This is a genomic window from Collimonas sp. (assembly GCF_039923675.1).
Taxonomy (GTDB): Bacteria; Pseudomonadota; Gammaproteobacteria; order Burkholderiales; family Burkholderiaceae_D; genus Collimonas.
On sequence record NZ_JBDTCG010000059.1, the window covers coordinates 41,279 to 57,247 of the forward strand.

Annotated in this window: 15 protein-coding genes; all 15 read left to right on the top strand. The window is 55.7% G+C overall.

Annotation, left to right across the window (positions count from 1 at the left end):
• Positions 1-38: 38 nt before the first annotated feature.
• The 15 genes from ABI171_RS13445 to ABI171_RS13515 all read left to right on the top strand — a co-directional run bounded on the left by ABI171_RS13445 (position 39) and on the right by ABI171_RS13515 (position 15,933).
• Positions 39-476, top strand: coding sequence for a TadE family protein (locus tag ABI171_RS13445; RefSeq protein ID WP_348093095.1), 438 nt, complete (start codon positions 39-41; stop codon positions 474-476).
• 146 nt (positions 477-622) lie between these two features.
• Positions 623-1,639, top strand: coding sequence for a Flp pilus assembly protein CpaB (cpaB, locus tag ABI171_RS13450; RefSeq protein WP_348093067.1), 1,017 nt, complete (start codon positions 623-625; stop codon positions 1,637-1,639).
• Between the two features lie 55 nt (positions 1,640-1,694).
• The gene (locus tag ABI171_RS13455; protein WP_348093068.1) at positions 1,695-3,005 is read left to right on the top strand and encodes a type II and III secretion system protein family protein; all 1,311 of its coding nucleotides are present in this window, start codon (positions 1,695-1,697) and stop codon (positions 3,003-3,005) included.
• Between the two features lie 22 nt (positions 3,006-3,027).
• Positions 3,028-4,332 (top strand): pilus assembly protein CpaE, encoded by a 1,305-nt coding sequence (locus tag ABI171_RS13460; RefSeq protein WP_348093069.1) that lies wholly within the window; start codon positions 3,028-3,030, stop codon positions 4,330-4,332.
• Between the two features lie 123 nt (positions 4,333-4,455).
• Entirely contained in the window at positions 4,456-5,811 is a 1,356-nt protein-coding gene (locus ABI171_RS13465) for a CpaF family protein (RefSeq protein ID WP_348093070.1), read from the top strand.
• 2 nt (positions 5,812-5,813) lie between these two features.
• Positions 5,814-6,749: a type II secretion system F family protein gene (locus ABI171_RS13470; RefSeq protein WP_348093071.1), complete on the top strand. Its 936-nt coding sequence runs from the start codon at positions 5,814-5,816 to the stop codon at positions 6,747-6,749.
• 46 nt (positions 6,750-6,795) lie between these two features.
• Positions 6,796-7,752, top strand: a complete 957-nt coding sequence (locus ABI171_RS13475; RefSeq protein WP_348093072.1) for a type II secretion system F family protein — start codon at positions 6,796-6,798, stop codon at positions 7,750-7,752.
• A gap of 248 nt (positions 7,753-8,000) precedes the next feature.
• The gene (locus tag ABI171_RS13480) at positions 8,001-8,642 is read left to right on the top strand and encodes a tetratricopeptide repeat protein (RefSeq protein WP_348099301.1); all 642 of its coding nucleotides are present in this window, start codon (positions 8,001-8,003) and stop codon (positions 8,640-8,642) included.
• Between the two features lie 50 nt (positions 8,643-8,692).
• Positions 8,693-9,142, top strand: a complete 450-nt coding sequence (locus ABI171_RS13485; protein WP_348093074.1) for a DUF3613 domain-containing protein — start codon at positions 8,693-8,695, stop codon at positions 9,140-9,142.
• 43 nt (positions 9,143-9,185) lie between these two features.
• A complete protein-coding gene (locus tag ABI171_RS13490; protein WP_348093075.1) occupies positions 9,186-10,850 on the top strand; it encodes a pilus assembly protein TadG-related protein in 1,665 nt (554 codons plus the stop codon).
• A gap of 97 nt (positions 10,851-10,947) precedes the next feature.
• Positions 10,948-11,202 (top strand): hypothetical protein, encoded by a 255-nt coding sequence (locus ABI171_RS13495; RefSeq protein ID WP_348093076.1) that lies wholly within the window; start codon positions 10,948-10,950, stop codon positions 11,200-11,202.
• Positions 11,203-11,213: 11 nt separating this feature from the next.
• The gene (locus ABI171_RS13500; RefSeq protein WP_348093077.1) at positions 11,214-12,581 is read left to right on the top strand and encodes a sigma-54 dependent transcriptional regulator; all 1,368 of its coding nucleotides are present in this window, start codon (positions 11,214-11,216) and stop codon (positions 12,579-12,581) included.
• Between the two features lie 243 nt (positions 12,582-12,824).
• Positions 12,825-13,517: a DUF2968 domain-containing protein gene (locus ABI171_RS13505; RefSeq protein WP_348093078.1), complete on the top strand. Its 693-nt coding sequence runs from the start codon at positions 12,825-12,827 to the stop codon at positions 13,515-13,517.
• 257 nt (positions 13,518-13,774) lie between these two features.
• A complete protein-coding gene (locus ABI171_RS13510) occupies positions 13,775-14,851 on the top strand; it encodes an HAD family hydrolase (RefSeq protein ID WP_348093079.1) in 1,077 nt (358 codons plus the stop codon).
• Between the two features lie 35 nt (positions 14,852-14,886).
• Positions 14,887-15,933, top strand: a complete 1,047-nt coding sequence (locus ABI171_RS13515) for a porin (protein ID WP_348093080.1) — start codon at positions 14,887-14,889, stop codon at positions 15,931-15,933.
• The last annotated feature ends 36 nt before the right edge of the window (positions 15,934-15,969 follow it).

Sequence of the window (15,969 nt, forward strand, 5' to 3'; positions counted from 1 at the left end):
GGATGTATAACCAATATAAACGTGCAGCTCATCCGGATATGGATCGAGGGGCCAAGAGCGTTGCTCAGCGCGGTATTGCAGCGATAGAGTTTGCTTTGATCTTTCCCGTATTCTTCTTGCTGCTATATGGGATCATCACCTATGTGTTGATTTTCCTGGCGCAGCAATCTCTGACCATGGCGGCCGAAGAGGGCGCGCGCGCTGCGCTGCGCTATACCCCTATCGCGGCGAATCGCGGGCCGAATGGCTGCAATACCGCCAACCAAATGATCAGCTGGCTGGGTGCTAACGCAGTCTGCGCGCCGGTCGGACCATTCACCTGCACCTTCCCTGCTGGCACCACTGCACAATGCATCACTGTCAATGTCATATACCCCTATCGCGCGCATCCGCTGGTGCCACTACTGCTGGGGTCGCTCATGAATGTTGCAGTGCCAAACACGCTGACGAGCAAGGCCACGGTGCAGATTGATTGAATACGGTCTTCGCACGCGTGGGAATTTATTGGATGAATTTTTTATCGATCTCGGATCAATCAGTGGTTGGACTTCTGTTGATTTGAATTTGACAAGAAAACCATTTTGGACAATCTCTTCGTTCGGATAGGCATCGATTACACGCTATGAATAATCTGACAAAAATTGTGGCAGCAATACTGGTAATGGCAGCGCTCGGGCTTGCGTTTGTGGCCTGGTGGCTCGGCAGCCGTCCACCGCTGACGATTGCGCCGGCGCCGGCGGCAATTGGCAAATCTTCCCAGCAATACGAGGTGATCGTTGCGGCACGTGCGCTGGAGGCGGGCAAGGTAATCACCACCAACGATATCAGCCTGGTGACGCTACCGATCAATCCTGCGGGTGCATACAACCAGGCTAGTTCTGTAGTTGGAAAAATCCCGTTGATTGACATCGGCACCGGTACACCCATTACGGAAAGCGGCCTGGCCAGTGGCCTGTCTGTCAAGCTGGCGGATGGCGAACGGGCGGTGGCGATAGCTGTCGATGAAATTGTCGGCGCCGGCAATCGTGTCCAGCCGGGGGATTATGTGGATGTTTTTTTCACGCTCAAACAGTCGCAAGACATCACTACAACGCAGTCGCGCTTGCTGCTGTCGCGGGTACATGTGCTTTCGTACGGAACGGCCGTGATCGGTACTGCGACCAGTGGTGGCAGTGCCGGCATAGCGCCGGCACAACAGTCCTCCCAATCCGCACAACCGTCACAGGGCGCACAGCAATCCCAACAGCAGGCGCCGCGTACTGCGGTATTGGCGACGCCGGTTGCCGATGTCAACAGACTGCTGCTGGCAACCCAGAACGGCAAGCTGACGCTGGCATTGCGCAGCCCCAGCGATGAAACCATTTCCGACGTTGCCTTATTTCCGCAGATTCCTGCTGTGCTGACGGCAAAAAAGGATCTGACGCGCGATCAGCAGGAAGCGTTGAAACAGCCTGATAACCAGGCATTTGCAGGGATCGAAATAGATGGTCTGAGCGCCGATTCGAAATCATCTCCGGGCCATAAACCAGCGACTCGCAACGTAGCGGCAGTGGCCACCAAAGCGGCGGCTGCAGGGGCTGTGCGTGGGGGCACAGTGGAAGTGATTCGTGGCACCCAACGGGAGTCGGTCGCTTTTTGATGCGTAGACATTGTGTAATGACTGGCTTATATCAATAACAGGATAACTCGCACTCATGAAAATTCACGACCTATTTCTGCCGTTGTTATTGAGTGCCAATATCATCCCCGCAATATCAATGGCCGCCGTCGACGCCGCTGATATTTCGCTGGGCGCGCGCGAACAGCAAAGCCTGCCGGTTAACGGCACGCTGGAACGCATTGCCATTGCCGACCCCGAAGTCGCAGATGTAATGATGGTGAAAGGTAGCGGCGGCAAAAACGGCAGCGTGATCCTGGTCGGGAAAAAGGCGGGCAGCACTACAGTGACTGCATGGGCCAAGGGATTGCCAGCCAAGACCTGGCGCATCAAGGTGCAAGGCGACTTGCAGTCGACGATGGCAGGCCAACCCGGCGCCGAGGTGCACGTACAAGGCGGTGCCGCGTTGATCAGTGGCCAGGCGCCGTCGTTGCTGGACCATTTGGGCAGCAGTGCGGTTGCAGCCGATGCGGTTGGCAAAGGTAAGGTGCTTGATATTTCCAACATCAGCAGCGGCAGTGTGGTGCAGATAGACGTCAAGATCGTCGAGTTCAGCAAGCAGGTGCTGAAGGCGGTTGGCTTTGACTTTGGCGCCACCCTGAAGCGCGGAAATTTCAGTTTCAATCTCGGCAGCAATCTTGCGTCCAATGGTGGTTTAAATACGGCATCTTCGGCCGTAGGCCTGCTGACTTCACTTACCCGAGGCAGCTACAGCTTGACCAGTAACCTGCGCCTGATTGAAACCAATGGTCTTGCCAGGGTGTTGGCCGAACCCACGCTGACCGCCCTGTCAGGACAGAGTGCAAGTTTTTTGGCGGGAGGGGAGCTGCCGATCCCGCAATCCGCGGGCTTGGGGTCAATCACTATCCAGTACAAGCCTTACGGTATCGGTCTGACGGTTTCTCCAACCATATTGGCGAAAGGCCGGATTGCATTGAAAGTTGCTCCGGAGGCCAGCGAGCTCGACTATACCAACGCCATCACATCAAACAACGTATCTATCCCGGCAATTACCACCCGCCGCGCCGACACCACGGTGGAACTGGGCGACGGGGAAAGTTTCATTATCGGCGGGCTGGTATCGCGCACCACAAAATCGAATGTGGAAAAAATTCCACTACTTGGCGATCTGCCGATCATAGGCAGTTTTTTCCGCAACATGAACTATACGCAGGACGATAAAGAACTGGTGATCATCGTGACGCCGCATGTGGTGCAAGCCATCGCAAAAGATGTGCCGCTGCCAACGCCAGGTGAGAACGAGCGCCGCAATACCGGGGGAACCGCGTGGGGCAGCTATCTGCTAGGAGGAGCAAGTCGAGACGAGTTGCCGGGATTTTCGAAGTAAGCGACAACCATTTTTGGATCACATGATGAATGCTCGTAACAAAGCTTTGAATGAATTGACGTCGCTCAGCCGCTTCGTATTTTGCTCGCGCAATAGTACGCAGGCCGAATGGCTTGGGGCCGCCCTCGGTAAGTGGGGTACCTTGCTGCAAGAAAAGGCCGATGTAGCGGAGCTGTTGTCACGTATAGTCGAACTTAATCCTTTGCTGGTTTTACTGGATTTTTCAGGCATTGAGCATGCACACGATCACGCCGGCGTGATGTCGCTTGATTCGCCTGGCATCACCGCACACGCGATTGAGCTCGCGCGCGCACTGAGTAAAACACTTCCAACTCTGCCGCTGGTGGCTGTCGGTTCCATGGCTTTCCCCGAAGGTACGGTGGCGGCGTTGCGCGCCGGCGTGAGTGATTTCATCGACGTCAGCGCCTCCGAAGACGAGGCCCGCGAAGTGGTTCAGCGCGTGCTGGCAAAGGCGGCGGCGCGCAATCCGGCGCCGGTCAAGCGCGGTAAGCTGGTAACTCTGCTCGGCGTTCGTTCTGGCATCGGCACCAGCACCCTGGCTGCGCATCTGGCGGACATGATTCAGCAACGTAATGGTATTCATGGCGGTAAGCGGATCGCAGCCGATAGCCGGGTGGCATTGCTTGATCTCGGACTGCCTGCCGGCGATGGCAAGTTGTACCTGAGCGCCACGGGTAATTTCGATTTCGCGGAAGCAGTGCGCAATTTGCGCCGCTTTGACGAAACGCTGGTGCATACAGCGTTACCGCGCAGTCCCGGTGGCGTTACCGTGATTTCATTGCCGCATAGCCTGAGCGAGATGCGCACCGTATCGCATCACGATGCGCTGGCTTTGCTGGATCGCCTACGTCTTTATTTCGATGTGCTGATCGCCGATCTGGGCGGCTTCACCAACCACGAATTTATCGCCAACCTGACCGGCGCCGCCGATCAGGTATGGCTGGTGACCGACCAAAGCGTCGGTGCGCTGGTGTCGCTGGCCGGCACTCTACAAGAGCTGAATGGTCGCCATCCGGATGATGGCAAGCGCCATCTGGTGGTGAATCGTTATGATGACCGTTTCGGCATGGGCGCCAATCAGATCGCTGAACGCTTCAAGCTGCCTTTGCTGGCCACTTTGCCGGAGCGCACGTTGAAACTCACCGCCAGCGCCAATCGCGGCAAGCTGTTGCATGAAGTTGCTCCTCACGATTCCTATGTACGCGCAGTTGATGGACTGATCGATGGCTTGCTCAACCACGAGGAAACCGTGCCGCACAAGTTGGGTGTGGGGCGTTGGCTCCCAAAAATACTGTTACGGAAATAGACCTGTAATTTAATTGATGCAAGCGTGATTTAGACCGATCTGCGCCGCTCACCCGGAACCTGTCCAGCCACATGAAGAAGACAGACAAGCAGCGGCCCCTGATGAAAGACGGGAGATATAAACGTGAGTAACCAGATTGAATTTGCGGATGACGACCAGACGTTCTCGAATACCCAGGAATTCCAGGATATCAAGACGGCGGCTTACGATCATCTGTTGACGCGGATCGAAGAACTGGGGGCGGAGTTCGGACGCTGGTCGCGCAGCGCGATCCAGCAATTCGTCAATCTGGATGTCGATGGCTTTGTACGCCTGCAACGGATCCCCTTGAATGAATCCGAGGTGCGGCAGATCGCCGATGCCTTGACCAAGGAGTTGGCCGGACTGGGCCCGCTGGAAGACTTGCTGGCCGATATGACGGTCGAAGATATCCTGATCAATGGCTACAACGATGTGTTTGTATCGCGCCACGGCATATTGCAGCGTGAGACGCTGCGCTTTACCGATAACGCGCACTTGTTGCGTATCGTCAGGCGGATCCTGGCGCCGCTGGGACGCCGTCTGGACGAATCGAATCCGATGGTGGATGCGCGCCTGCCGGATGGCGGCCGTCTGAACGTGGTGATCGAGCCGCTGTCGGTAGACGGCCCCATGGTCTCGATTCGCAAATTCCGCAAGGAGCCGCTGAAGCCTACCGATCTGCTCAATCTCGGCACCATGAATGACGAGATCTATTCACTGCTGGATAACGCAGTCAAGGCCCGATGCAATATTCTGGTATCGGGCGGCACCAGCTCAGGTAAAACTTCCTTGCTCAACGCGCTGGCGTTTTTCATCCCTGAAAACGAACGCGTCGTCACGGTGGAAGATACTGCGGAGCTGTCGCTTAACCATCCGCATGTGGTGCGCCTGGAGTCCCGTCTCGGCGGTTTTGAAGGCGCCGGCGCAGTCAGCATCCGCGACCTGATCCGCAACAGCCTGCGCATGCGCCCTGACCGGATTATCGTCGGCGAGGTGCGCGGCGCCGAAGTGCTGGAAATGCTGCAAGCGATGAACACCGGCCACGACGGCTCGATGGGCACGATCCACGCCAATTCGCCGCGCGAATGCCTCTACCGGATTGAAATGCTGGCAGGTTTCGCCGGCTTTCAAGGCAGCGAAAGCAGCCTCCGGCGTCAGATCGCCGGCGCGCTCGATTTCATCGTACAAATCGGCCGCCTTTCGAATGGACGGCGACGCATCGTTTCGATTACCGAAGTAACCGGCATGGGCGACAACATCATCACCCTGCAGGAGCTGTATCGGCACGAGAGCTTTATCGGAGCGGATGGCGAAGAAGCGGACCGTTGGGTCTCGCTGGGAATTTTTCCGCATGCGCCGAAACTGCAGCGTCAGCGCCAGCTTGGCCAGCAAAGCACCGGTAGCCCGAATACCGGCGGTCCCGGCTACAGCACTAGCGGTCAGCCAGGGAAACGCTAATCATGCATATTGCTCTCTGGCTGATTGCGGTTGCCTTGCTGCTTACCGGCAGCGCGCTATGGTTGTGGCAGCGCGCGCAGCAACGTACCAGGCAAGATGTCAGCGCGGCATTCGTGAACCGGCAGATTCAAGGAATGCAGCAGGCGCAACTGCAACCGCAACCGCAGGGCGCGAACGAAGCAGTACCGCAACGACAGTTGACGACAGAAGCATTGCGCAATTTCTTTTTGCGCGCCGGAATCCAGCACCCTAGTGGCAAGCTGTACGCCCGGATAATCGTACCCGGCGTCATACTGACATTGCTGGCGCTGATCTTCGGCGGCTGGCTCTCGGCATTAGGGACGGTATTGTTATATGCAATGCTGGCGGCTTTTTATTTTTGGCTAAAAACTTCGAAAATGCAACGAACCATGATCCGGCAATTGCCTGGTTTCCTGGATACTCTGGTGCGCTTGGTCACGATTGGCAACAGCATCGGCGCAGCTTTTCAGACTGGTATCGGCAGCACTGAAGGTCCCTTGCGGATAATTCTGGAGCGCGCTAACCGGCAAGTCCAGGCCGGTGTCGATCTGGAACATGCGTTGCGCCAGCAAGCCACGATATATAAATTCAAGGAACTTGATCTGGTGGCGGCGGTGATCGGTGTTTCCGCTCGGTTTGGCGGGCGCTCCGATCTGGTTCTTGAGCGCATGGCCGCGTTCATGCGCGATCTGGAACATGCGCAAAATGAGATGGCTTCCTTGTCAGCGGAAATTCGCCTGTCAGCATGGATTATGGGAATACTGCCAATTGCCATTGGTATCTTCCTGATTGTTTTTAATAACAATATGTTTGTCGGCATGTGGCTTGATCCGATCGGCAAGAAAATGTTGATTGGTGCATTCATGCTGGAAGTCGTTGGCGGCTATGGTTTATATCGGCTGGCAAAATCGATTTAACCTTGCAGTCGATGCTTTGCACGGCATTATTTGAGACGGAAATAAAGTGAACACAACACAGCATATGCTGATCATTCTTGCAGTCTTGTTGCTTGCGGCAGCCCTGTTGCTGGTAGGTGCTGCGCTGCTGGCCAGGGCATGGCGGCTGCAACGAAATCTCGCTACGGTCGATGAAAAAATTGCCTCTCACGACCGGCCGACAGCCGCGCCCGTTGCGATCTCTCAACGGCCGGACTGGCGTGAGCGACTTGTTTCGTTCAGCGCTAACTGGCTGGATACACCGCTAGGGCAGCAGCTGGTAGCGGAGGAGGATAGGCATTTGCTGGATCAGTGCGGCGTCAATGACGTACGAGGAAAATCTCTATTTTTTGCTGCGCGGGTTGTGTTGGCGATTTGCCTGCCGTTGTTAGGCCTGGTATTTTTTCATCGCGGCGGATGGCTGTCCGCGATGCTGATTCTATTTTTTGGCCTGGCCTTGGGTTATATGTTGCCAAAATGGGTAATGTCGCGCACTGCCCGCCAGCGCCAGCGCCAGGCCGCGGAGGAATTGCCCTTGCTAATCGACTTGTTGCGTTTGCTGCAGGGCGTCGGCCTGTCCGTCGATCAGAGTCTGCATGTGATTGAAAACGAATTCAGGAGTGTGCTGAAAGTGCTGGGTGAAGAACTGACGATCGCCGGCCGCCAATACAGCACGGGACGCAGCCGTGAGCAGTCGATGCGGCGCTTTTCCACTGTGTTCGACAACGAAGATCTACACGCAGTTGCGCGCTTGCTGGTGCAGGTGGAACATCACGGAGGTGCGGTGCAAGAACCGCTCAAGCTGTTCAGCGAGCGGATTCGTGAGCAACGCAAATTGGACATGAGAGAGAGAATCGGAAAATTGACGGTGAAAATGACAGGAGTCATGGTATTGACCCTGCTGCCGGGATTGCTGGTGATTACCGGTGGCGTGGGTTTTTTGGCTGTGATTCGCGCTCTGTCGAAAATGGGAGTACAGGGATGAATTTTTCCACGAAAATTATCAATGAGGGGAAATTTTCTTCGCACAAGCATGTTGTGCGGACCTGGATTTTTCCGTCTTCCCTCGCGCTTTGCTTACTATCTCTGGGCGGTTGCGCCAGCGATGCGGCAAAAATATATGCACAACAAAACGAAGCGGCGCAACTACGTCAGCAAGCAGAAGAAAAAGCCCCCACGCCGGACAACAAAGGGATGTATCTCGGCCTGATCCGGCAAATGCAAGAGCGGGGAATGTACTTTGCATCACTGGCGCATATCGATGCTTACGAGCAGAAAAACGGCAGTACGCCGGAAGTGCAGCGCTTGCGCGCAGATGCACTGCGCGAAACCCGCCAGGACGCCGCAGCGGACGCTACGTACCGCAAGCTGCTGACTTCTGACGAAGCGGGCGCGGCCTGGCATGGCCTGGGTTTGCTGGCTGCACAAAACGGCGATTACCCAGCCGCCGTAAAAGCGATGCGCGAAGCCACCAGGCGCGAGCCCACCAATGCGGTGATGCTGAGCGATCTTGGCTATGCCATGCTGCGCAGCGGCGATATTGCGTCTGCCCGGGTGCCATTGGCGCAAGCCGCCGAACTCGCGCCGGACAATCGCAAGATGATAGGGAACCTGGCGCTGTTGCTGCTGGTCTCTGGAGACCCGGAAAAGGCGCGCGTTGTCATGGACAAGGCTGCGTTGCCGCAAGACAGCCGCGCCAGGATATATAGCCTGGCGGCCGAAATCGGTCAGCGGCAGCCGGTGAGTCAGGCAGTTGACCCGGTCAAGGCCAGTATCGGCGGCGCTGTTGTGCCAACGACCAAAAATACCAGTCCGGTGCCGTTGCCGGCCACGCAGTTTCAATCAATGATGGACCGCTTCGGTAATGGCGGCTAAGTCCCGGGAAATTCGTCACGCAGTTTAATTTTTGCTACAAGAGGTAGAGAATGAAAGCACAAGGAATTCTTCTTCAGCACATTTTTCTTACAGCTTCTGTGTTGTTGGCGACAGCCGGCATTTCGTCGGTGGCCGCGCAGAACATGACGCCGCTTACCGGCGCATTGTTGCAGGAACCTGTCCATGCTGTAAATCCCGCCACACCGGCTGCAACGCCAGCGGCGGTTAGCGCCGCCGCTTATCCGAAGACAGCTGCGGTCGATGCTGAACCGGCTCAGTCATCGACGGCTCCCTTGCCATCAAGGCGGCATGCCAGAGTGCGGATCGGCGATGTCACTCATACCTTGTTGCAGGCCCAGGTGGACGGCCGCGTCGCCGGCGCGCATTTGCCGATGCTGGGGGCGACTGCGGACGTCAGCTGGGAACGTTATCTGGAAAGTTTCAAGCATCCGCTGCCTGAATTTTATGAAAACAAGGTGACGAAGAAACAATCGGATTGATCATTTAACACGGATAGCGACATCACACTGACGCCAACTTATCATGAATTCACTTTTGACCCATATTGCCGCGCGATTTTTGCCCTTGCGCCAACGCCAGGGTGGAATGGGACGAGCGCGAGGTTCAGTGGTCGTGATGGCGGCGGTTTTTTTGTCGATTATCGTCGTTCTCCTGTCTTCGATCGATATCGGGTACGTGTTTTACATGAAGCGTAATTTGCAGAAAGCCGCCGATCTGGCCGCGCTGGCGGGCGCTCAGCAGCTGGTCAGTGTACCTTTAAGTGGCAATCCAACTGGCTGCGTGGCAGCTGATGCTCCGTGGCAGGCCGCGATTGGCAATGCACAGACAAATGGTTTTTCGACTGCCGCTCCAAATGCAATGGTGAATACAATTATTCCTGCCTGCGGCCTCTGGGATCCGATAGTCAACGCGTCCGCGGCGCCCGCCTACTTTGCTGCGCCGGTCTCGGGGACACAGCTGAATTCGGTAAAGGTCGTATTGACTCAAACAGTGCCAACATTTTTTGGTTTAGCTCCACAGAAGCTTACCGCTGTGGCGATTGCATCCGGTAGTGGTCCTACGGCAGCATTTTCTCTTGGAACGGGTTTGTTATCTTTATGTAGTGCTAGCGGTTCATTGTCATCAATCTTGGTCAATGGTCTCTTGGGCAGTAATATTTGCTTGAGTGCTGTAACTTATAATGGGCTGCTTGGAACCCAAGTATCTTTGTTGAAAGTGCTGGCCAATCTGAATATTACAGTTGGCACCGTCACTCAAGTCGCGAACACCCAGATTTCCTTGGCGCAGCTCGTTAATGCAACTATTAACGCACTGACCCCGGCGCAGGTGGCAAATATAAATGTCGCTGACCTCGTGAAACTTACAACAGGAACATTAGGCGGGACTCTTTTAACAATCGGGAATATTTTGAATCTGAATGCAGCAAATGGTATTGCTGCGCTGGACACGCAGATTAATGTCCTGGATTTGCTAAATGTTGGCACCTTGCAGGTCGCCAACAAAAGTAATTTTATTGATGCTGCTGCGACAATACCTGGTGTTGCCGGTTTGAGTTTGAAATTGATTGAGCCGCCACAAATTGCAGTGGGTGTAGGCGCGACAGCAACTTCGGCTCAGTTGCGGCTGAGTCTCAATGCCAATATACCTGGATTGCTTAGTCTCCCGCTGTATGTCGATCTCGCTCCCGGCAAAGCCACGCTGAACAGTTTGCAATGCAATGCGCCGCAAAGCGCGACATTCTCTATTCAGCCCGGTTTGGCTGAAGTCTGTTTGGCAAATGGGCAAACTAATAATGGCGCCCCATTCTCCTGCCCCGACGTGTCAAAACCGGCAAATCAGGTAAACGTAATTAGTGTTCTTGGAATCCCGACGGTGAGTCTCGGGATCAACGCGTCGCTGACTAATCCTAGTAAAACGTTAACCATGAGTGCGCCGTTCCCGAAGCCAGTTGGCTCTTCTTTGAGCAGCATTTTAGGGAACATTATTCAACCTGGGACCTTTGTTTTTGGAGGGATTTTAAGCATATTGAATCCCTTGCTAAGCGCACTAGGGGGGCTACTAAACCCGATTTTGTCCCTTGTGGGCGGTGTTCTTGATTCGGCACTTTCGTTATTGGGACTTGGTGTTGGACAGAGCACCTTAGATGTATCTGCAATCAGTTGTGGAAATGTAAAACTGGTTTATTGAAAATGGCATATCAAATGACGGAATCACAGTGATAACAAAAAAAGGTTGCAGCAAACTGGTCAGTTTGTTTGAAGGTGAACATATTATTGTTCCCTATATGATCAAATTGATCTGCTGGTTGGGCGTACTTGTGATCGCTAGCGAACAGAGCTGTATTAACACTGGCGGCGTTGCTCATACTTTGTTGGCGCTTGGCGCTACGCTATTGGTCTTGCTGATCTGGCGCCTGCTCAGTGAACAGGGAGTCCTGGCATTCAATATCTACGAACGATTGGTTGAAATCCGCGACCTGATGGCGCGCCAGACCCAAGCGCCGGCGGCGATCCAGCCGGCACTGCGCGACGGTGACTGAAAGAGATGACCATGCAAAACAAGCCTTTGCAAGAAAGTCTCGATATCTATATATGGGAAGGCAAGTCTGATATTGCCGACCGGATTTCGCTTTGCCTGGCGAGTTTCGATATCGAGGTGATCCGCGCCGACGGTCTGCCGGTGACGCGCGACCAGGTGTCGTCGCGGCCATCGATCGCCGTGATTTCCGTGACCGTGATCGAGCATTCCGAATTTTCCGCCGACGCCTGGCAAAAATCGCATGGCATGCCGGTGATCTGGGTAGCGGAAGTGGGGAGGGCGGCCAATCCGCGCGTCTACCCGGTCGAGTATTCGCATATCCTGATGCTCGACTTTACCTGCGCCGAATTGCGCAAACTGGTGTTCCGCCTGGCGTCCGAGCTGCATGCCAGCGCTAGCGCCGAACGTGCGCCGCAGCCGTTGATTGCGCAATCCGAGCCGATGCAGGCGCTAGTGGCGGAGGCGGAGGCGTTTGCCGATTGCGAATCCAGCGTGTTGATCATCGGCGAAACCGGCGTCGGCAAGGAACGCATCGCCCAGCTTTTACACCAGCGCCATGGCCGGTATCGTCACGGGCCGTTTGTCGCCGTGAACTGCGGCGCCATCCCGGATGGTTTGTTCGAGTCGCTGTTTTTCGGTCATGCCAAGGGCGCTTTTACCGGCGCCTTGCTGGCGCATAAAGGCTATTTCGAGCAAGCTGACGGCGGCACCTTGTTCCTGGATGAAATCGGCGATCTGCCGCTGTATCAGCAGGTCAAGCTGTTGCGGGTGCTGGAGCAGAGCACCGTCACCAGACTGGGTTCGCAAACCGAGGTCAAGCTGGATTTCCGGCTGGTGGCCGCCACCAACCGCAACCTGCGGGAGCAGGTACAGCAAGATATGTTCCGTGCCGATTTGTATTACCGGCTGGCGGTGATCGAATTGCGGGTGCCGAACCTGGAAGAGCGCGGCAGTACCGACAAGATCGCGATTTTCAGCACTTTGCTGGCGCAGACTTATGACGACATCCCGCCGCCGCCTGAATGGCTGCTGGAACTGGTGGCCGCGGCAAAATTCGCCGGCAATGTGCGTGAACTGCGCAATGTCGCCGAACGGGTCGGGATCATCTATCGTCAACTGGGCGTCTGGGACAGGGCGCGTATCGATCGTGTGTTCGACACGCTCGGCACCATGGAGCGCCTGGTGGAGGGCAATGACCTGACTGCGGTGCGCAAGAAATGGGATATGGCGGAACGTAGCCGGATTTTATCGGTGCTGGACGCCAACGGCTGGCGCCGCCAGGACACCGCACATGCGCTCGGCATCAGCCGCAAGGTGTTGTGGGAAAAAATGCGCAAGTTCCAGATCGCCGATACCGAGGCAATTGGCGAGGCTGAGTAGCCGATCATCCTAAGTCCGACAACCTCCTCGGCGCGGCAGTGGCGCATTCAACGCTGTTTTTCTTCTTTTCGACGCTATTTTGGGACTTGTCTGTAGGGATTTCCGAGGGATGCTGATGGTAAAATAAGCAACAATAGCGTTTTAAGTAAAAACAATGCCCAGTAACAATAAAATTGCAGATAAAATTGACTGCATGGTGTAGCTTATGTCGATAAAAATTAATGTTAGCGAAGGAATCAGGGGATGAAAGTAACTGTACGCAATGCGGTTCGCGGTTTAGGACTGGGATTGTTCATTGCCGGCTTGTCGATCGATGCAATGGCGCAATCGTCTACCGTCAGCCCGGCGCCGGCAACCGTTTCTCCGACTCCGGCCGCCAGCATCAAGCCGGTCGCCAGCGGCAACAGCACCATCAGTGAATTGCAACAGCTCATGCAGAGCCAAGGCGTCAGTGAATTGCGCACGACTTACAACGGCAATTACGGTTCCAGCTTGTTGTTCAAGCCCGATAACCGCACCTATTATGTCGCGCTTTTCCAACAGAAGAATTTCTGGCGCGTAGTAAAAACCACCTCCGATACCCAAGCCGAGCAGATCTACAAAAGCTTCGTCGCCCAGACTGAAAAGCTGGCGGCGATCGACATTCGCCGGATCCAGCTGGAAGCGGAAAAACAATACACCGAACAACAGATCGCTAGCCAGGAAACGCGCCTGAGCGCTTTGCAAAACGATCTGGTGGTACAGCAGCAGCAAGAGCAGAATGTCAGCACGCAGCAGGAACAGGCGCGCCAGCAAACGCAAGTCTTGAGCAGCAAACAGCAGGCAGCACGCAGCGAATTGCGCGCTCTGCAAAATCGTATCCGGACGCTGGAATCGCAGCAGACGATTATGGATAACAGCGGCTTCAGCGGCGACAAAACCACCATCAACAAGTAAAGCATGATGCGCTGAATTTCGCCAGGCGATGGTTCCTGGCGTTCAGCTTCAAATAGATCGGGATGCCTAGATTTACGCATCCCGATTTTTTTTCGGCAGCGATTCGCCGGCCTTGGCGTAGTGCAGGTTACCGTCGCATGTCTTATGTTTCCCGTCGCTTGATCGCAATCGACGCCATATCATGAATCCCACAATGCCTTGACCGACTGCGCTGCAGATTTTCGGATCCGGATGCACATCATTGGAAGGGGAATGGCATGGCGAGCAGTAAGACAAGAAGCTGGTGGACTGGCGTTACGCTTGGCATGGCGCTGTATGCGGTATCGTGCCTGACTCACGCTGAAATCGTGCTGGAGCATTGGCCGGCAGCAGCAGCCGAAAAACTCAAGAGCGTGATTTCCGCCAATGCCAACCAGGGCGCGTATGCGGTGTTTGACATGGACAACACCAGCTACCGCTATGACCTTGAAGAATCGCTGCTGCCATTCATGGAAATGAAGGGCTTGCTGACGCGCTATAAATTGCCGCCTGCGCTCAGGCTGATTCCCTTCAAGGATACGCCGCAATTCAAGGAAAGCCTGTACAGCTATTACCAGCGGCTATGCGAAATCGACGATCAGGTTTGCTATCCCTGGGTGGCGCAAGTGTTCGCCGGCTTCACCTTGCGTGAGCTGAAAGAACAGGTCGATCAATTGATGGCTCACGGTAAGCCGCTGCCGGTGCAGTATTACGAAGCAGGCGAACCCAAGAACGGCGAGGTGCAAGCGCCCAGGCTGTTCTCCGGCATGCGCGAGCTATACCATGCGCTGATGCAAAACGGCATTGAAGTGTACGTGATGAGCGCCGCCAGCGAGGACCTGGCGCGCATGCTGCTGGCCGATTCGAAATACGGCTATAACGTCAAGCCGCAGAACGTCATCGGCGTCAGTATGCTGCTTAAGAATCGCAAGACGGGCGAACTCACCACGGTCCGCAAGCTGGTGACAGAAGGGCGCTACCAGCCGGAAGCGTTGCAAGATTACGAGCTGACCTCCACGCTGTGGGCGCCGCTGACCTGGTTCGAAGGCAAGTCGGCGGCCATCAACACCTATATCGATGAATGGAAGCGTCCCATCCTGGTGGCGGGCGATACGCCGGTCAGCGACGGCCCGATGTTGTTCCATAAAACCGATGTGGAAAATGGCGGGGTGCGGGTCTGGGTCAACCGCAAGGATAAATACATGCAGCAGCTGAACGCCATGCAGCAGCGAAACGCGGCACGGCAGAAGGCGCTTGGCCTGCCGGTGACCGCCGACAAAAACTGGATTGTGGTCACTCCTGACGCAATTCAATAAATCCGATTTGCTATTCGCCCGACACCGGAGGAAGTATGAAACTACGCTGCATCATCAGCGGCTGCATTGCCGCATTGGCCAGCCAGGCGGCTGACGCCCAATCCACCGTCACCTTGTACGGCCGTATCGATACCGGCATTCGTTACAGCACTAACCAGGATATTGACGGCGGCAAATTGCTGGAGCTGACGTCCGGCGCCGCCAGCGGCAGCCGCTTGGGTGTGAAGGGCAGTGAAGACCTGGGCGGCGGACTGCAGGCCATCTTCACTCTGGAGAATGGCTTCGAACCCGATACCGGCAAAGCTGCGCAGAGCGGCCGCCTGTTCGGTCGCCAGGCATGGGTCGGCTTGTCGGGAAGCTGTGGCACGCTGACCGCCGGCCGCCAGTACAGTCCGGCGTATAACATCGAGTTCGCCAACGAGCCGTTCGGCTGGGCCAATGTCTACGAATCCGGCTTCATCTACGATAATTATATGGGCGGCAACCGCTGGGACAATTCAGTCCTGTATCAGCAGAAAATCGGCCATTTCTCGGGTACGCTGATGGCGGGCTTCGGCGAACAGGCCGGCGCCACGCGCAATGGCGGCAAGGAAGGCGGCAGCATCGCCTATGAGTTCGGCCAAGCCGCCGTCAGCGCCGGCTACCAGCAGACGCATGACGCCAATGGCGTGGCCGATCACAAAGTGTGGACCGTCGGCGGCTACTATCCGATCGGTGCCCTGAAACTCTTTCTCAGCTATCTCAACCATCGCAGCGATCTGACGCCGCAAAAGAACGATGTCTGGGCCAGCGGCGCATCCTATGGCTTGACGCCGGCGGTGGAGTTGTACGGCGGTTTTTATTACGATCGCCAGCGCGAGCAGAGCGGCAACAAGCGCACCGTGGTGGGCATGTTCAACTACAAATTATCGAAGCGCACCAACGTCTACCTGCAGGCCGATTACAGCAAGATCGACGCCGGCTATGCCACCAATGTGTTCGATGTCTACGCCTTCCCGGTCAGCACGGACGAAAGCGGTGCTATCACCGCTTTCGTCAAGACACGCGCCAGCGCCATGGTCGGCGTACGGCATCAATTCTGAAACAGCTTTGCCGGGAGCTCGGGCGCTGATTTTTCG